This is a genomic window from Rahnella sp. RFA10(1/100) (genome assembly GCF_004195115.1).
GTDB lineage: Bacteria > Pseudomonadota > Gammaproteobacteria > Enterobacterales > Enterobacteriaceae > Rahnella > Rahnella perminowiae.
This window is the reverse complement of the sequence record NZ_SEWR01000007.1, coordinates 53,540-76,029: the sequence shown is the minus strand read 5'-3', so window position 1 is coordinate 76,029 and position 22,490 is coordinate 53,540. Positions and strand designations below refer to the sequence as shown.

Genomic DNA, 22,490 nt, shown 5'->3' with positions numbered 1-22,490 from the left:
AAATTGAACAGCCACGGGGTTGTTATTCAAAAAGAAAAGGGCTGATGGTTTACCCATCAGCCCTTTTTGATTGCGGAGGTTGAGACTATTTGTTGCCGAGGGTTTTACGGAACAATTTTACGGTGCCCCAGATGCCGAAAGCGCGCCGTGACCAGCGAACCACTGCGCTGGGATGGCGAATACCGTAAACGGCCAGCAGGCTGGAGCCGACAACCAGATATTTACGCATATCCACGAGTTTTACCCAATAGTGATCCACTTTCGCGGTGGCATCCAGCCAGTCTGAACCGGCCTGAGAAAGCTCGCCGCGCTGACGCTCAATTTTGCGCATCAACCTGACTTTTTCGATAGCACGGTTCGGGATACTCATAGCTCGTCATCCTTTTCCAGCAGGGCACGATCGATGTCCAGTTGCTTACGGGTGAGGCTAAGCAGGGTTGAGCGTTTGGCTTTCGCCAGCGTCATCGCACCCAGGATCACCGCCAGAAGCAGCAACACGCCGGTCGTCGTTGCTATCGCCGTAAGGCGATAGGCCGGGTCAATGGCCCAGAATAAAACCACCAGCAAACTCATCAGACCAAAGGCGGTAAATATCAGGGTAATGCCAGCCATGAGCAGCAATTGGAAAATATTGGCCTTTTCCTCTTCCAGCTCAACCACGGCCAGCCGGACACGTGTTTCAACAATGCTTACCACCACGGTAGCAATGCGTGAAACGATGTCAAATAACCCTTTTCCCGGCCCTTGTGGCGCAGGTTTGATTGGTTCAGCCATAATCAGCGGCGGGCTAACAGAACGCCAATCACAACACCGACCGCGGCACCAATACCGACGCCCGTCCAGGGTTTTTCACGCACATAATCGTCAGCTTTGCCCGCAATTTCTTTGGTCTGATAGGCAATTTTATCACCTGTGTCACTCAGACGCTCACGGGTATCTTTGAGCAGGGATTCTGCTTTACCACGCAGTTTATCGAGTTCAGCTTTCGGCTTGTCGGTAGAGGTCTGGAGAACTTCTTCCAGGGTGTCCGCCAATGACTTGAGTTCAGCGCGCAGTTGTTCTGATGTATTACTAGCCATGTGTAAGTCACTCCATACGTTAACTGATTCGAACTTTTAACATAGCGGATATTCGGGTGATCGCAAATGCGAATCGTCTGTTTCAAAAGGCAAGATCACTGAAAATCCGCTGTGGCATGAGATAAAATCTGTCAGGCTGAAAAGCGATTAATGGCCTTCCGCTTCTTTGAGTTCTGACGTCGCTTCTTCCAGTTTTTGCTGTTTCCTGAGGATTTTTTCGTGATCGCCTTTGGCCAGAGCCTCTTTCAGCTCCTGCTCACGTTCGGCAACTTTTTCACGTTTTTCATCAACACGTTTTTGGTTTTCAGCTTTCAGACCTGCATCGGTGCAATGCGCTTTATTTTCACGTAATGCTTTCTCCAGACCGTCAATGCGGTTCTGGTTGTTATGCGCACGGGCTTCGCCGATTTGTTTCTGGATTTCCTGTTGTTTGGTTACACAACTTTCCGGCTGAGGTGCGGCAAAAGCGGCTGTGGTGAACAGCAATGCAGGAACAAGCGTGAGGGCAGATAGCGTGATTTTCATCGTCAGGTTTCCTTTTGACGTTTAAGTGAGTGTGGCACTTAATTCCATTAATGATTTTTTCCTGAATGTGTAGCGTCTAAATCATATCACCGCTGAACAGGCGGTGATATGAGACAAATCCTGCGCGTTTTCTTATCCAAATTTGATGCGGTCAAGATCCCGTTTAGCCACCCAGGTTTTATCATGCGGAGGTTCGTAGTACCGGATGATGAATCCGGCTGGCAAAATGTCCTGTAATACGGTTTCGGCCATTTTGCGTTGTGAGGCGGTGTCCAGTTGCACCACCAAAGCATCATCCAGTGGCGTAATGCTTTTAATATGGATACCGTGCTGGCTCAGCCCCTGGTATACATAAAAACCATCAGGTAAGGAGATGCCCGCTCTGGCGGGGCGGATTTGCAGCGCGCCGGCCGGTGCCGGCAGACGTGATACTGCCAGCCCGATCATAGCGGCGGCGGCCAGCAGTATGAGCAGCACAGGCCAGATAAATGAACGTTTGAGCAATCTGCGCTTCATTATGCGTTCTTGCCTTTGTTCTGTCGGTCTGCGTGTTTTTTGCGCCACAACACGACAATCGAACCGACCAGGCCACCGACCAGCAGCAGGACAGGGAGCAGCATCAGGCAGTTCATCACCTGATCTTCGTACTTCAGGAACAGCGGGGTTTTACCGAGGAAATACCCCAGCGAGGTCAGGATCAGGATCCACAACAACCCGCTGGCCCAGTTGAAAAACTGGAAACGGCTGTTGCTCAGGCCTGACAGCCCGGCAATGGTTGGCAGCAGTGTACGTACAAAGGCCAGAAAACGCCCGACTAACAAGGCGGAAAGACCGTGTTTATGGAAAAGTGCGTGCGCACGTTCATGATAATGCACAGGTAAATGGGCCAGCCAGCTTTGTACTATTCGGGTGTTGCCCAGCCATTTTCCCTGAGCGTAACTCAGCCAGCAACCGAGGCTGGCCGCACTGGTCAGCAGGAAAATGGTGAGGGGGAAATTCATGGCATCTTTGGCGATCAACACGCCCACCAGGATCAGCAGGCTGTCGCCCGGCAAAAAAGCCGCAGGCAACAAACCGTTTTCCAGAAAAATAATCATGAATAAAATCAGGTACAACGCCCAGACTAATTGCGGATTAGCCAGAGTTTTATAATCTTGCTGCCAGAGGGCATCGATAAGTGAACTGATAATTTCCATCGGTGTAGTAAAACTCCATCATTTTCAGTGGGTCAGCGAAAGACATCAGCGGAGAATTCGTCTCGACGCTGCCTGTTTTACTGATAAGGTCGCCTTTTCCCTGGCGGGCTTCTGGTCATGAGTTCTTCGGGGATTTACGCGTCCCGGCGCCTGTTTAACCGGGCCTGAACGGGTAAAAAAAGTGGTCTAACTGTAACAAAATAACAATAACTCAGACAGGTAAATATAGCGTGTTGAGACCGATCATTTAAGTCTGAAGCACATTATGGAAAAGGGTTTTACATTGACTGACACTACTCGACAGTGCCTGACAGGATTGACGGGGAGAAAGCAGAAGCTGGAAAAAGGCAGGTTGGGGGAATTAACCTGCCTTAAGGGGAATTTATTTAGTATTCAGTAGCGGCGGATCGAGATGAACAACCGGGTTTTCTGAATAAAGATAACGGTCTACGTTGAACTCGAAATCATCGCTGGTGGCGCGGAAAAGCATTTGTTTGGTATTTTCCAGATGCTGCCACATCGCCAGTTTGGCGGCGTGCGGATCACGGCGGATCAAGGCTTTCAAAATCAGATCATGTTCTTCACACCAGCTCTCAATAGACTTCTCATCGATGTGCTCATGCAGTTTGCGCCAGTACGGGTTATGCAAACGCTGGCTCCACATCTTTTCCACGATAGTCGCCAGGGCATTATTCTGCGTGGCCTGTGCCACCTGCACGTGGAATTTTAAATCCCATTCGGAATCGCGGAAGCGGTCTTCCTGGCGCGCATGCTCCTGAATCTCCATCAAACGCATGATGTCTTGCTTTGTGACCTGCGTGGCGGCGAATTCAGCGATGTTACTTTCAATCAACTGACGTGCCTGTAACAGCTCAAACGGACCGGCGGTACCAAACTCGCTGCCACAATCGGTCACCACAAGGTGGCGCTGTTGATTGGACATCACATGAATTCCCGACCCTTTACGGACTTCTACATAACCTTCAACTTCCAGCATGATAATCGCTTCACGCACGACCGTGCGGCTGACATCCATTTCATCGGAAATCAGACGTTCGGCGGGCAGCTTCTCGCCAACCGGATATAAGCCTGTTTCGATGCGTTCCTTGAGCGTGGCAGCCAGTTGTTGATAGAGGCGTCTGGTGTCTGTGGATTCCATATGAGTGCTCTTTAAAGTAGTGAAACCTGTAAGAAGTGAGTGTCGGACAGACCTGTAAATTTATTATACCAGTGCCAGTATACGTTTTACGAAAGGTTGATGCACCGTACATTGGACAGAAAGGCACCGCAGAAAGGGCAGAAAAAGCAAAGCCCGGTAAAGATACTTACCGGGCTGACAAACAAGAACTCAGGCTTTCGCGGTTTTCAGCGGAGCCGGGACAGGTTCTACAGCAGAACGGTTCTGCAAGACTGTCCAGATGATGATGGCACCAAGCAGGTCGAAGACAGCAAGGGCCGCAAACAGCGGGCTGAAACCGATGGTATCGGCCAGCGCACCGACCACCAGAGCAAACATGGTGCTTGCCATCCAGGCTGCCATCCCGGTCAGACCGTTGGCGGTAGCCACTTCGTTACGACCGAACACGTCAGAAGACAGAGTGATCAGCGCACCGGACAGTGACTGGTGAGCAAAACCACCTACACACAATAAAGCGATAGCGGCGTAAGGGCTGGTGAACAGGCCAATCATGCCAGGGCCAATCATCAGAACCGCCCCCATGGTCACGACCAGCTTACGGGAAACGATCAGGTTAACTTTGAAATACTTCTGGAATAACGGTGGCAGATAGCCGCCCAGGATACAACCGAGGTCTGCAAACAGCATCGGCATCCAGGCAAACATCGCGATTTCTTTCAGGTTAAAGCCATACACTTTGAACATAAACAGCGGGATCCAGGCATTGAACGTCCCCCAGGCAGGTTCCGCCAGGAAACGTGGCAGCGCGATGCCCCAGAACTGGCGGTTACGCAGGATCTGCCAGGCAGACATTTTCTTGCCGTTGTTGGTCTGATGCTGTGCTTCCTGACCTTCCAGAATGTAATTACGTTCCTCAGTGCTGAGTTTCTTCTGATCTTTAGGATGCTTGTAGAAGACCAGCCAGCTCAGCGCCCAGATCAGGCTCAGTGCACCGGTAATGATGAAGGCCAGCTGCCAGCTGTGCATCACGATACACCAGACGACCAGTGGCGGCGCAATCATCCCGCCGATTGATGAACCGACGTTGAAGTAACCTACGGCGATAGAACGCTCTTTGGCCGGGAACCATTCACTGCTGGCTTTCAGGCCGGCAGGGATCATCGCGGCTTCAGCCATACCGACGGCACCGCGGGCGATAGCCAGGCCACCCCAACTGCTCGCCAGCGCGGTCGCCATACAGAAGACTGCCCACATGATGGCGAACATGGCATAGCCTACTTTGGTGCCCATGACGTCGAGAACGTAACCGGCGACCGGCTGCATCAGGGTATAGCAGGCAGAATAGGCGGCGATGATGTATGAATATTGCTGTGTGGTGATGTTTAACTGGCTCATCAGCGTTGGCGCTGCGGCTGCAATGGCGTTACGTGTCAAATAACCTAATACAGTGCCGCATGTCACCAGGGCGATCATGTACCAGCGTAACCCTTTAATCTTACCCATTTAACTCTCTCCCAGTAAATAATCCGGCGATGACAACATCAGGCTGTCAGGGCGCATTTCGCACCACCTGAACAAGCGTGGGGGTTCTGGCTTCCTTAAAGTATTTTCGGGAACGTGGCCGCCAGATGATTTCACTGGGAGCTGCCCGTGTTATTACGCACTGCGTTATTGTTATCTGTGCGTAAGTGTCCGATGAACGTCCTGAACACCAGAATTACTGCTTCGCCAGGGATGACTGCACCCGGGAAGTGTTTTGCCCGGGCAACAGCGAAGGGACGTGGCAGGTAATCTCTGACGCTCTTGTCCGGGCGATGCAAAGATAACTTGTCATACAGATTTAAAATTTGAATGACATCACAAAACCACATTTATATTGTGTGGTTACGTAAGTTTTTTAACTACATACTTATTTACTTGATTTTACAATGAAAGTGGCCTTTCGCATGATCAGCTTCACACTTTTAGAACCATCAGTAACAATGACAATCTGATTATCGAAACGTAATTGGTGTAACAACTTTACGAAACGATCACATTTAAAACGCACAGTTAATGAACGACCTTATTTGTTCATTTATGAGAGATAATCCGTACGACAAATGAGCATCCGGTCGCCGGAGCCTTACGTGATGGTGCTCCGCTGTGGCACGGGCGGGGGCAGGCTGAAGGGAAAGGTGTAATTAAAGAATCACCGAACTTTTATTACATTGGGCATCAATTAACTTGTCATACAGATTTAAAGTTTGAGTGACATCACAAAATGACACTCTGATTGTGAGGATAATAAGCACCAGTACCTGATGGCGATAAAGCCATTGTTTTACAGAGAATTAGTTTGTTTTTTGGAATGAAATCAGGCGGTTTAGCGGCTTTTGTCCGTTAAAAAGTACTGGACGATAGCTTAAATTGGTGTGATAACTTCGCACCATTGAGTGATAACTCTACAGAATTGATGATGAGGAACTTAAGATGGCGCAGTTTTTAACGGAAGACTTCCTTCTCGACACTGAATTCGCACGTCGCCTGTATCATGACTACGCGAAAGATGAGCCCATTTTTGACTACCACTGCCATTTGCCGCCTGAGCTGATTGCGCAGGACTACAAATTCAAAAACCTGTATGACATTTGGCTGAAAGGCGATCACTACAAATGGCGCGCAATGCGTACCAACGGTGTGCCTGAACGTATGTGTACGGGTGATGCCAGCGACCGCGAAAAATTTGACGCCTGGGCGGCAACCGTTCCTCACACTATCGGTAACCCGCTTTATCACTGGACTCACCTTGAGCTGCGCCGTCCGTTTGGTATCACCGGTAAACTGCTTTCGCCGTCTACCGCAGGCGAAATCTGGGAACGTGGTAATGAATTGCTGGCGCAGGATGCATTTTCTGCCCGCGGCATTATGAAACAGATGAACGTGAAAATGGTCGGTACCACTGATGATCCTATCGATTCACTGGAACATCATAAAGCTGTCGCCCTGGATTCCGCTTTTGATATCAAAGTGCTGCCAAGCTGGCGCCCGGACAAAGCTTTCAACATCGAAGCGGCAACCTTTGTGGATTACATGAAGAAACTGGAAGCTGCCGCAGATGTGTCCATTACCCGTTTCAGCGATCTCCGCGATGCCCTGAAAAAACGTATGGATCACTTCGCGGCCCACGGTTGCAAAGTGTCAGACCATGCGCTGGATGTGGTGGTTTATGGTGAAGCGGATGACGCAACGCTGGATGGCATTTTGGCCCGTCGTCTGAGTGGTGAAACGCCAACTGCACAAGAAATTGCTCAGTTCAAAACCGGCGTTCTTCTGTACCTGGCGTCTGAATATCAACGTCGTGAATGGGTACAGCAATATCACATTGGCGCGCTGCGTAATAACAATACCCGTATGTTCCAGCTGATTGGCGCAGACGTCGGTTTTGACTCGATTAACGACCAGCCGCTGGCTGAACCGTTGTCTAAATTACTGGGCGCACAAGGTCTGGCCGGTGGCCTGCCAAAAACTATCCTGTATTGCCTGAACCCGCGTGATAACGAAGTGATCGGCACCATGGTCGGTAACTTCCAGGGAGAAGGGATGCCGGGCAAAATGCAGTTCGGTTCCGGCTGGTGGTTTAACGACCAGAAAGACGGTATGCAACGTCAGATGACGCAGCTTGCTAACCTGGGCTTACTCAGCCGTTTCGTTGGCATGCTGACCGACAGCCGCAGTTTCCTGTCTTATACGCGTCATGAGTACTTCCGCCGCATTCTGTGCCAGATGATCGGTCGCTGGGTGGAAGATGGCGAAGCACCGGCAGACATCGAACTGCTGGGCAGCATGGTAAAAAACATCTGCTTCGATAATGCGAAACAGTATTTCCAGATTGAACTGAATTGATCTGCAGGAACTGAGCAGTACGACGGAGCGCAGGTTCCTGCGCTCCTGAAAATAAATACTTAAATAACAAACAACTATCCCAATAGACAACGACGGCCACGGGGCAATTTTCCCGCCCTCAAAGACCGGAGTCTGAGCAAATTAAGGTGAATGTGAGATGCAAAGGTTAAATCGCCGTGACTTCCCTGGCCGTCAACATCCGGACAAAATTATTCAGTTCGGTGAAGGTAATTTCCTGCGGGCGTTTGTCGACTGGCAAATCGACCTGCTGAACGAACATACCGATCTGGATGCCGGGATCGTAGTGGTTCGTCCGATTGACACCGACTTCCCGCCTTCACTCAGCACGCAGGATGGCCTGTATACCACCATCATCAGCGGCCTGAACGAACAAGGGCAAACGGTGCGTGATACCCGAATCATCCGCTCCGTTAACCGTGAAATTAATATCTACCATCAGTTTGATGAGTATCTGGCGCTGGCCCGCGATCCGAATATCCGCTTCGTGTTCTCTAACACCACTGAAGCGGGTATCAGCTATGTGGAAAGTGACCGTCTGGACGATACGCCTCCGGCCAGCTTCCCGGCCAAACTGACCCGGTTACTGTTCGAACGTTTCACACATTTCTCCGGTGCGGCTGATAAAGGCTGGGTTCTGCTGCCCTGTGAACTGATCGACTACAACGGTGAAGCATTGCAGGAACTGGTGCTGCGTTACGCACAACAGTGGGCGTTGCCAGCGGCATTTACTCAGTGGCTGGAAAGCAGCAACACCTTCTGTTCAACGCTGGTTGACCGCATCGTCACCGGTTATCCGCGCAGTGAAGTTGACAGCCTGCAGGAAGAACTGGGCTATCAGGACAGTTTCTTCGACAGCGCCGAACACTTCTATCTGTTCGTGATCCAGGGGCCAAAAAGTCTCGCTCAGGAACTGCGTCTGGACAAACTGCCGCTGAATATCCGCCTGGTTGACGACATCAAACCGTATAAAGAACGCAAAGTGGCGATCCTTAACGGCGCGCACACCGCACTGGTGCCTGTGGCCTTCCTGTCAGGGCTGAATACCGTGGGCGAATCGATGAATGATGCGCAAATCAGCCGCTTTGTCGAACTGGCGATCTCCGAGGAAATCTCTCCGGTGCTGGATTTGCCGCAGGATGAACTGACGTCCTTTGCTCAGGCGGTACTCAGCCGTTTCCGCAACCCGTTCATCCAGCATCAGTTGCTGTCGATTGCCCTGAACGGTATGACCAAATACCGCACCCGCATTCTGCCGCAACTGCTGGCGAGCCAGGAAAAGAATCAGCTCCTGCCGCCGCGCCTGACGTTTGCGCTGGCAGCATTGCTGGCGTTTTATCGTGGCGAACGTAACGGTGAAATTTATCCGCTGCAGGACGATGCACACTGGCTGAGCCGCTTCTCCGAACTTTGGGGCAACGTGCGCAACGGCAGCCTGCCGCTGGCCGGGCTGGTCGAGACCGTGCTGGCGGATGAAGAACACTGGGGACGTGATCTGAATACCGTGCCGGGTCTGACGGCAAAAGTGACCGAACAATTGCAGTCAATTGAAGACCGTGGCATGCGCGATGCGTTGGCGGCTTACAGCTAAGAGAGCAACTATGCAAAGTATCATTCAAATCCATACCGCTGATAACGTCGCCGTTGCTTTGCGCGATATCGACGCGGGTGAGCAGGTCGAAGCAGGCGGTTACACCGTGGTGTTGCCTCAGCCTGTTGCACGTGGTCATAAGTTTGCTCTGCGCCCGATTGCGGCGGGGGAAAACATCGTGAAATACGGTCTGCCGATCGGGCATGCGCTGACGGCGATTGAACCAGGTGTGCATATCCATTCGCAAAACGGCAAAACTAACCTGAGCGATCTGGACGAATATCAGTATCAGCCGGACTTCGCCAGCCTGCCGGAACAAATGGCGGATCGCGATGTGCAGATCTTTCGCCGCAAAAACGGACAGGTGGGGATCCGTAACGAACTGTGGCTGATCCCGACCGTCGGTTGCGTCAACGGTATCGCGCGTCAGATCCAGTCACGTTTCCTTAAAGAGACCAATGATGCGGAAGGCACCGATGGTGTTTACCTGTTCACGCATCCGTTTGGTTGTTCGCAACTGGGCGATGACCATGTGAACACCCGTACGATGCTGCAAAACATGGTACGCCATCCGAACGCCGGTGCGGTGCTGGTGATCGGCCTCGGTTGTGAAAACAATCAGGTGGACGTATTCCGTGAAACGCTGGGCGAAGTCGATGAAGAGCGCGTGCGTTTCATGACGCTGCAAAAATTTGACGACGAAGTGGAAGCGGGTCTGGAACGTCTGCGCGAACTGTATGCCGTAATGCGTGACGACAAACGTGTGCCCGGTAAACTCAGCGAACTGAAATTCGGGCTGGAATGTGGCGGCTCTGACGGCTTGTCGGGTATCACGGCTAACCCGCTGCTGGGACGTTTCTCTGATTATGTGATCGCCAACGGTGGTACTTCCGTGCTGACAGAAGTGCCTGAAATGTTTGGCGCAGAACGGATCCTGATGAGCCGTTGCCGCGATGAAAGTACGTTTGAGAAAACCGTTCACATGGTGAACGATTTCAAACAATACTTCATCGAACATAATCAGCCGATTTATGAGAACCCGTCTCCGGGTAACAAAGCCGGGGGTATCACCACGCTGGAAGAAAAATCGCTGGGTTGTACCCAAAAAGCGGGCCAAAGCCCGGTGGTGGACGTACTCAAATACGGCGAACGCCTGACTATGCCTGGGCTGAATCTGCTAAGTGCGCCAGGCAACGACGCCGTTGCCACCAGTGCGCTGGCCGGTGCAGGCTGTCATATGGTGCTGTTCAGTACCGGACGCGGCACGCCTTACGGCGGCTTTGTGCCGACAGTGAAACTGGCCACCAACAGTGAACTGGCAGCAAAAAAACCGCACTGGATCGATTTTGATGCCGGACGCCTGATCCACGATGTCAGTATGGATCAGTTGCTGGGTGAATTTGTGGATCTGATCGTTGCGATCGCTGATGGCCGCAAAGCCAAAAACGAACTTAATGATTTCCGCGAATTAGCCATCTTTAAAAGCGGTGTCACATTGTAACAGTTCAGTTTTCTCGTTAGAATGAAACGGCGTTTCAATTATGAAGCGCCGTTTGCTTTTGCAGCGTAAGCATTTCACGTATGAGACGCCTGACAAATGACGTATTACTGGTTTGCCCAGTCAGTGGGTGTTGTGGCCTTTATGGTTGGCATCACAATGTTTTTCAACCGCAGCGACCGCCGCTTTAAACAACAACTTTCTGCCTACAGCGCGATTATTGGCGTGCATTTTCTGATGATGGGGGCTGCCCCTGCAGGCATGAGCGCCTTACTCAATTCCCTGCGCACACTGATTTCCCTGCGTACCCGTAATCAGTGGATTATGGTGATTTTCATCGTTCTGACGCTGGTGCTCGGGCTAAGCCGTGCCCACCACTGGGTGGAACTCTTGCCCGTCGGCGCGACCGTGGTCAGTACCTGGGCACTGTTCCGCACCAGCGGACTGACAACCCGCTGCATTATGTGGTGCTCTACGTGTTGCTGGGTAGCGCATAACATCTGGCTTGGCTCGATTGGTGGCTCACTGATTGAAGGCAGTTTTCTGTTGATGAACGGATTTAACATCATCCGTTTCCGTCGCCTGCAACTGCGTGGTATCGACCCGTTTGAGGTCGAGAAGAAGATTGTTGAGAAGATGGATAAGCAGGGATAATCCCTGCTTTTTTATCCTTTATTTGTTTATCCTCTTTATTTTGAATCTGCTCACAGATTGCAATAATAATTCTCTTTTTCTCCCTGTATTGATTCTTCCGGCCTGTTTGCCTCGTTGACAACTTCCGGACGCAGGAGTAGTTTCCTTTTTCGTGGGAGCGGTCCCACGGAAAAGGAAGAATCATGGACGCTATTAAGGGATTACTGAAAGACATATATGCCGGGAAACTGTCACCGGTATTTTTAGATGATCTGTTTACACGTATTGACGTTGCCAGAAATGAAATGGCCTATACCGCAAAACAGGGATGGGATGAAAAAGATGTGGTATTGATCACCTACGCAGATCAGTTCACAAACAAACAAGAAAAAACACTCTCCGTATTTGATTATTTTTATCAGCGTCATCTGGCGGATGTTTTTAATATTGTGCATCTTCTGCCATTTTATCCTTATTCGTCGGATGATGGTTTCTCCGTAATTGATTATCAGCAAGTCAGTCCGGTGGCGGGGGACTGGGAAGATGTTCGCAAGCTTGGATTATCTTCACGGCTGATGTTTGATTATGTGTGCAATCATATTTCCGCCAGCAGTGAATGGTTTAGACAATTTCTGGCGGGTAATTCGAAATACGAAAACTATTTTATTAGCCTGAACGGGGATAGTGATTTATCTGGCGTGACCCGCCCCCGACAGTCGCCGCTGTTAACCGCGTTCCGTTGTGAAAATGGCGAAACCCGCCATGTCTGGACCACCTTCAGCGCGGATCAGATCGACCTGAATTTTGCGCATCCTGACGTGTTGCGCGATATGCTGGACGTGTTGCTGAAATACCTCGCAGAAGGCGCTGAGTATGTGCGTCTCGATGCGGTCGGCTACATGTGGAAAGAACCCGGCACCTCCTGTATTCATCTGCACAAAACGCACTTACTGGTGAAGTTATTCCGCGCTGTGGTGGATTATGTTTCCCCCGGCACCGTGATTATTACCGAAACTAACGTGCCGCATCAGGACAACATCAGTTACTTCGGTAACGGGTATGATGAAGCGCAGATGGTCTATCAGTTCCCGCTGCCACCACTGGTTCTGCATGCCATACACTGTGAAAATGGCGAAACGCTGAAACGCTGGGCCGCCGGTCTGGATGCCTGTACTCCCGCCACTACCTTCTTTAATTTTCTTGCTTCACATGATGGCATTGGCCTCAATCCGTTGCGGGGATTACTGCCGGAACCGGAAATCCTCAGGCTGGTGGAGGCGCTGCAACAGGAAGGCGCACGGGTGTCGTATAAAAATAATCCGGATGGCAGCACCAGTCCGTATGAAATCAACGTCACCTATATGGATGCGCTGAACCGGCAGGCGGACGGTGATGATATCCGTTTGCAGCGCTTCATGCTGGCGCACGCCATTTTGCTGGCGTTCCCCGGTGTTCCTGCGGTGTATATTCAAAGTATTCTCGGTTCACGTAACGATATTCAGGGCACAGAAATCGCCGGGCATAACCGGGCAATTAACCGGCAAAAATATGATGTCACGGAAATTGAAAAGATATTGTCGAAACCTGATTCATTACGTGCACGGGTATTTTGCGAACTGAAAAAATTAATCGCCTGCCGGACTGAACAAACGGCATTTCATCCTTGCGCGCCGATGCGTGTCATTGAATGCCATGAAAGTGTGTTTGCTTTTACCCGGGGGCAGGGTAAGGAAGAAATAGTTTGCCTGTTCAACCTTTCCGCAACACCTGTTCAGATAAATTTCCCTTCGGGGAGTTATCAGGTTTTACCTGGCCATCTCTCTTTGGAATGCCACGGAGAAATAACATTAAAGGCTTACCAATATATCTGGTTGTGTCATTAAAGAAGTCGTTATTTAAATGCTTAATAGCCTAAGGGTTTGATATTCCACAGGCCAGTGATTTCGGCTGGCTATAAATTAGAAAAGGAAATCTTCATGAATATAAAAATGAAAAGAAAATATATCCTTATAGCCCCGTTAGTCTTATCCGTATTATGTTTATCGGCCTGTGAGGATGTTAAAGAGCAACAAGTTACCATTGAGTTTATGCATTCTTCGGTCGAGCAGGAACGTCAGGTGGTGATTAATCAGCTGATCGCGCAATTTGAACAGGAAAATCCGCAGATCACCATTAAACCGGTGCCGGTAGAAGAAGACGCCTACAACACCAAAGTGATTACGCTGGCCCGTACCGGCGCACTGCCGGCCGTTATCGAAGTCAGTCACGATTACGCCAAAGTGATGGATCAGGAACAACTGATTGACCGTGATGCCATCAGGCAGGTGATCGACGGCATCGGTGCAGACCAGTTTTATCCCGGCGTATTACGCATCGTGCGCACGGAAGAGGGCCAGCACTATACCGGCGTTCCGATCCACGGCTGGATACAGGGGATCTGGTACAACAAATCACAACTGTCCGAGGCCGGATTTTCCGCGCCGCAAAACTGGCAGGATATCACCCGCATTGCCACGGCATTTAATCAGCCCGCCCGGAAAAAATACGGCATCGCGTTACCGACTGCTGAAAGTGTCCTGACCGAACAGGCTTTCTCGCAGTTTGCGCTTTCCAATAATGCCAACGTCTTTGATGCTCAGGGGCAAATCACGGTGAATACGCCGGAAATGCAACAGGCGCTGGCCTATTACCGTCAGCTCTCCACCTTCTCCATGCCCGGCTCCAATGATGTCATGGAAATCAAAGATGCCTTTATGAACGGCACGGTGCCAATGGCAATTTACTCCACTTATATTCTTCCGGCGGTATACAGCGAAGGCAAAGCTGACGATCTCGGGTTTGCCGTGCCGACCGAAAAATCCAAAGCTGTTTACGGCACCATCACCTCACTGACCATTTCTAACGGGCTGGATACGCCTGAGCGTGAAGCTGCCAAACAGTGGGTGAGCTTCCTCGAAAAACCGGATAACGCCACGGCGTGGGTGCTGATGTCGCCGGGTGCCGCGTTACCGGTGACCAAAGGCGTGACCGGTAACGCCACCTGGCAAAACAACCCGGTGATTAAGGCATTTGGCACGCTGCCACAAATGCTGGTGAACGAGTTTGCTAACGTGCAGGTCTTCGGTTCCGTTGGGGAGAAAAACTTCGCGGCAATGGGCGATATCACAGGCTCCGCAGTACTCAGCGAAATGCTCAATAGCGTGACCGTCGGGAAGAAGGATCCGCAGCAGTCGCTGGCGGAAGGGCAAAAGCGTATCGAAACACTGATGCAAAAACGCTAAACGCAGGAGCCTGAACTCTCAGGGAAGTTGATGAAATTACGTAAATTTAACCATTCTGACGGTCGGTTTGCGCTGCTCCTGCTCGCCCCCAGCATCCTTTTGCTGGGGCTGCTGGTGGCGTATCCGATGCTGTCGAATATTCAGATCAGTTTTCTGCAAATCCCGCTGAATCCGCGTCTCGATAACCGGTTTGTCGGGCTGGATAACTACCTCAGCATTCTCAGTGACCCGGGATTTTATCATTCGCTGTGGGTGACATTCTGGTACACCGCGCTGGTCGTCGCGGGCAGCACCGGGCTGGGGCTGGGCGTCGCATTGTTTTTTAACCGTCAGTTCCGCTTTCGCAAAACGGCGCGTTCGCTGGTGATATTGTCCTACGTCACGCCTTCCATTTCGCTGGTATTCGCCTGGAAATACATGTTCAACAATGGCTACGGCATTGTGAATGTGATCGGGGCTGACATGTTGCACCTGTTCAGAGATGCCCCGCTGTGGTTCGACAACCCGGTCAGTAGTTTTATTCTGGTGGTGTTGTTCGCCATCTGGCGCTACTTCCCCTATGCCTTTATCTCATTTCTGGCGATTTTGCAGACCGTCGATAAATCCTTGTACGAAGCCGCAGGTATGGACGGTGCCAATGCCTGGCAGAAATTCCGCATCGTCACGCTGCCCGCCATCATGCCGGTACTGGCAACGGTGGTCACGCTGCGCGCGATCTGGATGTTCTACATGTTTGCTGACGTCTATCTGCTGACCAACAAAGTCAATATTCTGGGTGTGTATCTCTATAAAACCGCCTTTGCTTTTAATGATTTAGGCAAAGCCGCTGCCATATCCATGGTGCTGTTTGCCCTGATCTTTATCGTGATTCTTCTTGCCAGAAAACGGGTGAATATCAATGGCAGCAACTAACCGCAAGATCCTGCGCAAAGCGGGCTTTTATGTCAGCCTGCTGATTTTTCTGGGTGTGATGTTATTTCCGTTTTTCATCATGCTGATGACCTCGTTCAAAAGCAGCAAAGAGGCGATTTCCCGCCATCCGACGCTGTTCCCGCAGGCGTGGGATTTCCACCATTACGTGGATATTTTCAACCCGCAAATTTTCCCGTTCCTCAGTTATTTTAAAAACAGCCTGACCGTGTCGGTGCTGGCCTCTGTGATCGCCGTGTTTTTCGGCATCCTTGGCGCTTATGCGTTGTCGCGGCTGCGTTTTAAAGGGCGCGTCACCATCAATGCCAGCTTTTATACCGTCTACATGTTTTCCGGCATTTTGCTGGTGGTACCGCTGTTTAAAATCATATCGGCACTGGGACTCTACGACACCACGACTGCACTGGTGATCACCATGGTGGTCCAGACGTTACCGACTGCGGTGTTTATGCTGAAAAGTTACTTCGACACCATTCCTCACGATATTGAAGAAGCGGCAATGATGGACGGCCTCAACCGGCTGCAAATCATTTTCTACATCACCGTGCCGCTGGCAATCTCCGGCATCATTTCGGTATTTGTGTACTGCTTTATGGTGGCGTGGAATGACTATCTCTTTGCCTCGATTTTCCTCTCCAGTTCCGCCAATTTCACCCTGCCTGTTGGACTGAACACGCTGTTCAGTACACCGGATTATGTCTGGGGAAGAATGATGGCCGCCTCGCTGGTGACCGCGCTGCCGGTGGTGCTGATGTATGCACTGTCTGAGCGCTTTATCAAAGGCAATCTTACCGACGGCGGCGTAAAAGGCTGACGTAACCCCTTAAATTGACTGATGAAAGATGAAGGAATATCCGATGAAAAAACTGGTCGCAACCCAGCCGCGCGTGGCTGAACTGATGGATTATGCGGACCGCCCGGTCGCGGCACATGAAGTCAAAATTCGCGTGAAATTTGGCGCACCGAAACACGGCACCGAAGTGGTAGATTTTCGCGGCGTCAGCCCGTTTATCGACGAAGAATTTTCTGCTGAATGGGGCATGTTTGTGCCGCGTCCGGCAGATGCGCCGCGGGGTATTGTGTTCGGCGAATTCCAGCTCGGCAACATGGTGGTGGGCACCGTCTGCGAAAGGGGCGACGAGGTGACGGATTACGCGTTGGGTGATGATGTCTGTACCTACGGACCGCTGAGCGAAACGGTGATCGTCAACGCCGTGAACAATTACAAATTACGCAAAATGCCCGCCGGTGCCTCATGGAAAAACGCTGTCTGTTATGACCCGGCACAGTTTGCCATGAGCGGTGTGCGCGACGGCAATGTCCGCGTAGGGGATTTCGTGGTGATTGTCGGGCTGGGTGCCATCGGGCAAATTGCGGTGCAACTGGCGAAAAAGGCCGGTGCGAGCATCGTGATTGGCGTCGATCCGCTGGAAAAACGCGGGGAGATTGCGCTGAAAAACGGCGCGGATGCAGTGTTTAATCCGATCGGCACTGACATCGGACTGGAGATTAAAAAGCTCACCGGCAAGCTGGGTGCTGACGTCATTATCGAAACCAGCGGCAACGCCCAGGCCCTGCAGGCGGCGCTGCGCGGCATCGCTTACGGCGGCACTATATCTTATGTCGCCTTTGCCAAACCTTTCGCCGAAGGCTTTAACCTCGGGCGGGAAGCCCACTTCAACAACGCCAAAATCATCTTTTCCCGCGCATGCAGCGAACCCAATCCTGACTATCCCCGCTGGAGCCGTAAACGCATCGAAGACGCCTGCTGGGAACTGCTGATGAACGGCTACCTGAACTGCGATGATCTGATCGACCCGGTGGTCACGTTCAGCAACAGCGCGGAAAGCTACATGAAATACGTCGATCAACATCCTGATCAGAGCATCAAACTCGGCATCACTTTCTAAAAGGACTTAGACATGAAAATCGGTACACAAAATCAGGCGTTCTTCCCGGAAAATATTCTGGAGAAATTCAAATTTATCAAGGCAATGGGTTTCGACGGCTTTGAGATCGACGGTAAATTGCTGGTGAACCATCTTGACGACGTGAAAGCCGCCATTGCTGAAACCGGCCTGCCGGTGATCACTGCCTGCGGCGGCTATGAGGGTTGGATCGGCGATTTCATTGAAGAGCGTCGTCTGAACGGGGTGCAGCAAATCACGGCGATTCTGGAAGCGCTTTCGCAGGCCGGCGGTAAAGGGATCATCGTGCCCGCCGCCTGGGGCATGTTTACCTATCGCCTGCCGCCGATGACCTCGCCGCGCAGTCAGGCGGGCGACCGTCTGGCGGTCAGCGCATCCCTGCGGGAGCTGGAAAATGTGGCCAGACGCACCGGCACAACGGTGTATCTGGAGCCGCTGAACCGCTATCAGGATCACATGATAAACACGCTGGCGGAGGCACGCCGTTATATCGAAGAAGGCGCGCTTGAGCACGTCAAAATCATCGGCGACTTTTACCATATGAACATTGAGGAGGACTGCCTCAGCGCTGCATTCCATCAGCAACGTGATCTGCTCGGCCACGTCCACATTGCTGACAATCACCGTTACCAGTCTGGCAGCGGCAGTATTGATTTTGGTCGCGCATTTCAGCAACTGAAAGAAGATGGTTACGACGGCTATATCGTCTACGAATGCCGTGTGCGGGCAGAAAATCCGGCACAGGCTTATCAGGATTCACTGACCTATCTTCGCAATTTACTCTGACGGACAGGCCGCAAAATGGAATTTATAACGAGTACGGCAGGAACGCTGAAAGTGGCGCTGGTCGGTGCCGGTCAGGTGGCGGAAAAGGTCCATGCGGCCTGTTACCGCCAGCTTCCGGGGCTTGAGCTGGTGGCTGTCGTGGACTGCGATAGGGCGCGCGCCCAGGCATTTGCAGAGCGTAACGGTATCGCCCGCGCCTGTACCTCGCTGGAAGAAATGCTGGAGGCTGAACATCCCGATATCGTCAGCATTTGTACGCCCAACCTTTTCCATCATCAGCAGGTGATCACGGCATTGCGGCACGGCTGTCATGTGTTCTGTGAAAAACCACCGGCTATGAGCGCCGCACAGGCGCTGGAAATGTGGCAGGCAGCAGAACAGGCCGGACGGTTACTGGCCTATGATTTTCACCACCGTTTCGCCGAAGATGCACGCATTTTACGCGCAAAAGTCACAGCCGGTGAACTGGGTGAGGTCTATGTCACCACCGCACGGGCACTACGCCGCTGCGGTGTGCCCGGCTGGGGAAATTTTACGGATAAAACGCAGTCCGGCGGCGGACCGCTGATCGACATCGGCATTCATATGCTGGATGCCGCCCTCTACGTGCTCGGTTTTCCGGCGGTACGCAAGGTGACCGCACAGATGTTTCAGAAAATCGGCAACCGTAAAAGTGAAGGGCAGTTCGGACGCTGGGATCCGCAGAAATACAGCGTGGAAGATTCGGTATTTGCCGCTATTGAGTTTTGCAACGGCGGGTTGCTGCGTCTGGAAACTTCGTTTGCGCTGAACATACAGCCACAGTCGGTCATGAACGTTGAGTTTTGCGGTGATAAAGCCGGTGCCACGCTGTTTCCTGTACAGGTATATACCGATGAAAAGGGCGAACTGGTGAGGTTATTCCACCGGGACGTTGCTGACGATCAACGCCATGCACGCAGCGTTCAGGCATTTGTCGGGGCAGTGCGCGGAGACAGGGCAGATGTTGCAAATGCTGAACAGGGATACCGGGTCCAGCAACTGGTGGCGGCAATCTATGCGTCGGCAGAGTCGGGAGAGAGTGTGTATTTATGATCCAGCCTCAGATCCTGCCCGAAGCACCGTTTTCACCCCATCGCCTGAATAAGTACGCGAGCCTGCATGCCTGTGGCAATGGCCGGATTGGCATCCGTGGCTGTCACGAGGAAGCCTATACCGACCAGCAGCGGGGCATGTTTGTCGCGGGTTTTTATCACCGCGCGAATGCGACGGAAGTCACCGAACTGGTCAATCTGCCGGATATTACCGGCATGCGTATTGAGCTGAACGGCGAAAGTTTATCGTTGCTTTCCGGCACCCTGATTGCCTGTCAGCGCGAACTGCGCACCATGAACGGCGAGCTTTACCGCGAACTGGTGTGGCAGTCGCCCGCCGGGCAGCGGTTCAAAATCGAAACCCGTCGTTTTGTGGCGCTTTCTCCGCTGATGCTGGTGGCGAGCCGTTTAACGGTCACCGCACTGGATACTGACGCGCATCTGTGCGTCAGTACCGGCATGGATGCCACGCAGACCAACAGCGGCAGACAGCATCTGAACGAGCGCTCAGTGCGGGTTTTCGATCAAAACGTTTTACAGGGTTGGTATGAGACCACAGACGGCCAGCAGCAGGCGGTCATCACCAGCCAGTGCCTGTTTCCCGCCCGCGCCAGCAGCAGTTTTTCGGCGAAAAACCGTCAGTTATTACAACATATCGGCCTGCCGTTATCTGCCGGTGAAGCGGTCACGCTGGAGAAATTCAGCTGGATTGCCACATCGCTCGATGCGGACTTCCTGCCTGAAAACACCTTCGCTGCACGCTGCCTGGAAGCCTTAACGGTGCATGCACAGCAAGGTTACGGACAACTGCTGATGGAAAATACCCGTCACTGGCAGCATTACTGGCAGGCATCGCGGGTCTGCGTGGCGTCAGATCATCCACAGGATCAGCGTGCACTGGATTTTGCGCTTTATCACCTGAAGCTGATGATCCCGGCGCATGATGCGCGTGCCAGTGTGGCGGCGAAAGGACTGACCGGCGAAGGCTATAAAGGGCATGTATTCTGGGATACCGAAATATTTATCCTGCCTTTTGCGCTGCTGAACGCGCCCGGACAGGCGCGAAAACTGCTGGAATACCGCTATCGGAATCTGGTGCAGGCGCAGGAGAAAGCCAGGTGTAACGGCTATCAGGGAGCGCTGTTCCCGTGGGAAAGTGCGTTCAGCGGGAAAGAGGAAACGCCGGAATTCGCGGCGATCAATATCCGCACCGGTCAGCGGCAACGGGTGGCATCAGCGTTAGCTGAGCATCATCTGGTGGCGGATATCGCCTATGCCACGGTGGGCTATTTTCAGGCCACGCGCGACGCTGAATTTATGCAACAAATGGGGCTGGCGTTGCTGAAAGAGACAGCCCTGTTCTGGATGAGCCGCACTGAACGGCGTGGGGACCGGTGGGTAATTCTCAACGTCATCGGGCCGGATGAATATACTGAACATATTGATAATAATGCGTTTACCAATTATATGGCGCAGTACAACGTCCGGGAAGCCTGCCGGTATTTGCAGGCATTTAATCACCAGGATGCTGCATTTTTCACACAGGCGGAAGATTTCCTGACGCACCTGTACCTGCCGCAGCCCGATGCGCAGGGCGTGATCGCGCAGGATGATTCCTTTCTCAGCAAACCTCAGTGCGACCTGACTCCCTATAAATCCCGGCAGGGTACACAGGCCATTTTGCTGGACTATTCCCGTGCAGAAATCAACGAGATGCAGATCCTCAAACAGGCCGATGTGGTCATGCTCATGCAACTGCTGCCCGCGCAGTTCACGCCACAATGCCAGGCTGCCAATCTCCGTTTTTATGAACCGCGTACGATTCATGATTCTTCGCTGAGCAAATCGGTGCATGCGATTGTTGCCGCCCGGACCGGGCAAACAGCGCTGGCATTGCAGTTTTACCGCGAGGCGTGCCGCATCGATCTGGGCGAGGAACCTCATTCTTCGGATGACGGCATTCATGCGGCAGCCGCTGCGGCTATCTGGACAGGGGCACTGATGGGGTTTGCGGGGCTGGATTATCAGTCGGGTGAACTGCATTTTTGGCCCTCACTGCCGCAGGGCTGGACGCGGTTGCAGTTCCCCCTGAACTGGCGCGGAACGCGCCTGATGGTCACCCTCGAACCACAGCAACTTACTCTCAGCAAAACGGATGCCCGGCCGCTAAAGGTCTGGATCAACGGCATCTCTCATATGTTTACGGAAAGCCTCGTTCTGGAAGGATCTCATGATGAAAACTAAACCCCTGCTGCCGCGTGCCGTCATTTTTGACCTCGACGGTGTGGTGGTGGATACCGCCCATCTGCACTTTATGGCCTGGCAACGGCTGGCGCAGCGCATCGGGATCCACATTGATACTGGGTTTAATGAGCAGCTCAAAGGCGTCAGTCGTCAGGGATCACTGCTGAGGATCCTCGCCTCGGGCGGAAAAACCGGGAGTTTTACGCAGGCCGAATGTGACGCAATGGCTGCTGAGAAAAATGCTGATTATGTCGGCTTACTTGCCGGACTGACCACGACGGATATTTTGCCGGGGATGGGGGAATTGCTGCATACGCTGCACGAGCAGGGTGTGCTTACCGGTCTGGCTTCCGTTTCACAAAATGCCCCGCGGGTGCTGAGGGCGCTGGGACTGGAGCAGGCTTTCGATTATGTCGCGGACACCCGCCGTATCACGCATTCCAAACCCCATCCGGAAATTTTTCTCAACGTTTGCGAGGCGCTGAATATCTCGCCGCAACATGCCGTTGGGATTGAGGATGCGCAGGCGGGCATTGATGCCCTGCGTGCCGGCGGTATTTTCGCCATAGGCATTGGTGCGACGCTGGAAGGGGCAAATTACCGTCTGGCTTCTACTGAGGGGCTGTCTTGGGCAGTTATCCGGCAGCAATGGTTGCGTCATCACGCTGACATTTAAGGGAAAATT

General features: G+C 52.3%; 21 protein-coding genes. 13 read left to right on the top strand and 8 right to left on the bottom strand.

All coding sequences use genetic code 11. From position 1 onward, the window contains the following. Positions 1-85: 85 nt before the first annotated feature. The 8 genes from ETV65_RS19155 to ETV65_RS19120 form a co-directional block, all read right to left on the bottom strand. Positions 86-370, bottom strand: coding sequence for a YqjK-like family protein (locus ETV65_RS19155; protein WP_129954693.1), 285 nt, complete (start codon positions 368-370; stop codon positions 86-88). Continuing rightward, positions 367-774, bottom strand: a complete 408-nt coding sequence (locus ETV65_RS19150; RefSeq protein WP_129954692.1) for a phage holin family protein — start codon at positions 772-774, stop codon at positions 367-369. Before ETV65_RS19150 ends, ETV65_RS19155 begins: the two co-directional genes overlap by 4 nt. A gap of 2 nt (positions 775-776) precedes the next feature. Next, complete coding sequence (locus tag ETV65_RS19145) at positions 777-1,079, bottom strand: YqjD family protein (protein ID WP_129954691.1); 303 nt, start codon at positions 1,077-1,079, stop codon at positions 777-779. A gap of 147 nt (positions 1,080-1,226) precedes the next feature. Further along, positions 1,227-1,604 carry a DUF1090 domain-containing protein gene (locus ETV65_RS19140; protein WP_129954690.1) on the bottom strand — a complete coding sequence of 126 codons (378 nt, stop codon included), beginning with the start codon at positions 1,602-1,604 and terminating at the stop codon, positions 1,227-1,229. Between the two features lie 132 nt (positions 1,605-1,736). Then, on the bottom strand, positions 1,737-2,120 hold the full coding sequence (gene mzrA, locus ETV65_RS19135; protein WP_129954689.1) for an EnvZ/OmpR regulon moderator MzrA: 384 nt from the start codon (positions 2,118-2,120) through the stop codon (positions 1,737-1,739). Next, positions 2,120-2,800: a DedA family protein gene (locus tag ETV65_RS19130; protein WP_129954688.1), complete on the bottom strand. Its 681-nt coding sequence runs from the start codon at positions 2,798-2,800 to the stop codon at positions 2,120-2,122. The genes mzrA and ETV65_RS19130 overlap by 1 nt, the downstream gene beginning before the upstream one ends. 382 nt (positions 2,801-3,182) lie before the next feature. After that, a complete protein-coding gene (gene exuR, locus ETV65_RS19125) occupies positions 3,183-3,959 on the bottom strand; it encodes a transcriptional regulator ExuR (protein WP_129954687.1) in 777 nt (258 codons plus the stop codon). 189 nt (positions 3,960-4,148) lie between these two features. Further along, a complete protein-coding gene (locus tag ETV65_RS19120) occupies positions 4,149-5,441 on the bottom strand; it encodes an MFS transporter (protein ID WP_129954686.1) in 1,293 nt (430 codons plus the stop codon). Positions 5,442-6,410: 969 nt separating this feature from the next. Here ETV65_RS19120 and uxaC point away from each other — a divergent pair. The 13 genes from uxaC to pgmB all read left to right on the top strand — a co-directional run bounded on the left by uxaC (position 6,411) and on the right by pgmB (position 22,481). Next, positions 6,411-7,823 (top strand): glucuronate isomerase, encoded by a 1,413-nt coding sequence (gene uxaC / locus ETV65_RS19115; RefSeq protein WP_129954685.1) that lies wholly within the window; start codon positions 6,411-6,413, stop codon positions 7,821-7,823. A 157-nt stretch (positions 7,824-7,980) separates the two neighbouring features. After that, a complete protein-coding gene (locus tag ETV65_RS19110) occupies positions 7,981-9,432 on the top strand; it encodes a tagaturonate reductase (RefSeq protein WP_129954684.1) in 1,452 nt (483 codons plus the stop codon). Between the two features lie 10 nt (positions 9,433-9,442). Continuing rightward, a complete protein-coding gene (locus ETV65_RS19105; protein WP_129954683.1) occupies positions 9,443-10,933 on the top strand; it encodes an altronate dehydratase family protein in 1,491 nt (496 codons plus the stop codon). Positions 10,934-11,029: 96 nt separating this feature from the next. Then, the gene (locus ETV65_RS19100; RefSeq protein ID WP_129954682.1) at positions 11,030-11,584 is read left to right on the top strand and encodes a YgjV family protein; all 555 of its coding nucleotides are present in this window, start codon (positions 11,030-11,032) and stop codon (positions 11,582-11,584) included. 182 nt (positions 11,585-11,766) lie between these two features. Further along, positions 11,767-13,446 carry an alpha-amylase family glycosyl hydrolase gene (locus tag ETV65_RS19095; RefSeq protein WP_129954681.1) on the top strand — a complete coding sequence of 560 codons (1,680 nt, stop codon included), beginning with the start codon at positions 11,767-11,769 and terminating at the stop codon, positions 13,444-13,446. A gap of 105 nt (positions 13,447-13,551) precedes the next feature. Continuing rightward, positions 13,552-14,844 carry an extracellular solute-binding protein gene (locus ETV65_RS19090; RefSeq protein WP_240782864.1) on the top strand — a complete coding sequence of 431 codons (1,293 nt, stop codon included), beginning with the start codon at positions 13,552-13,554 and terminating at the stop codon, positions 14,842-14,844. A gap of 30 nt (positions 14,845-14,874) precedes the next feature. Further along, positions 14,875-15,756 (top strand): sugar ABC transporter permease, encoded by an 882-nt coding sequence (locus ETV65_RS19085; protein ID WP_129954679.1) that lies wholly within the window; start codon positions 14,875-14,877, stop codon positions 15,754-15,756. Further along, positions 15,743-16,588, top strand: a complete 846-nt coding sequence (locus ETV65_RS19080) for a carbohydrate ABC transporter permease (RefSeq protein ID WP_129954678.1) — start codon at positions 15,743-15,745, stop codon at positions 16,586-16,588. Before ETV65_RS19085 ends, ETV65_RS19080 begins: the two co-directional genes overlap by 14 nt. Positions 16,589-16,631: 43 nt before the next feature. After that, positions 16,632-17,684 carry a zinc-binding alcohol dehydrogenase gene (locus tag ETV65_RS19075; protein WP_129954677.1) on the top strand — a complete coding sequence of 351 codons (1,053 nt, stop codon included), beginning with the start codon at positions 16,632-16,634 and terminating at the stop codon, positions 17,682-17,684. Between the two features lie 12 nt (positions 17,685-17,696). Continuing rightward, positions 17,697-18,488: a sugar phosphate isomerase/epimerase gene (locus ETV65_RS19070; protein WP_129954676.1), complete on the top strand. Its 792-nt coding sequence runs from the start codon at positions 17,697-17,699 to the stop codon at positions 18,486-18,488. Between the two features lie 15 nt (positions 18,489-18,503). Then, positions 18,504-19,562 carry a Gfo/Idh/MocA family oxidoreductase gene (locus ETV65_RS19065; RefSeq protein ID WP_129954675.1) on the top strand — a complete coding sequence of 353 codons (1,059 nt, stop codon included), beginning with the start codon at positions 18,504-18,506 and terminating at the stop codon, positions 19,560-19,562. Continuing rightward, positions 19,559-21,805 carry a glycosyl hydrolase family 65 protein gene (locus ETV65_RS19060; RefSeq protein WP_129954674.1) on the top strand — a complete coding sequence of 749 codons (2,247 nt, stop codon included), beginning with the start codon at positions 19,559-19,561 and terminating at the stop codon, positions 21,803-21,805. The genes ETV65_RS19065 and ETV65_RS19060 overlap by 4 nt, the downstream gene beginning before the upstream one ends. Next, positions 21,795-22,481 carry a beta-phosphoglucomutase gene (gene pgmB / locus ETV65_RS19055; protein ID WP_129954855.1) on the top strand — a complete coding sequence of 229 codons (687 nt, stop codon included), beginning with the start codon at positions 21,795-21,797 and terminating at the stop codon, positions 22,479-22,481. Before ETV65_RS19060 ends, pgmB begins: the two co-directional genes overlap by 11 nt. The last annotated feature ends 9 nt before the right edge of the window (positions 22,482-22,490 follow it).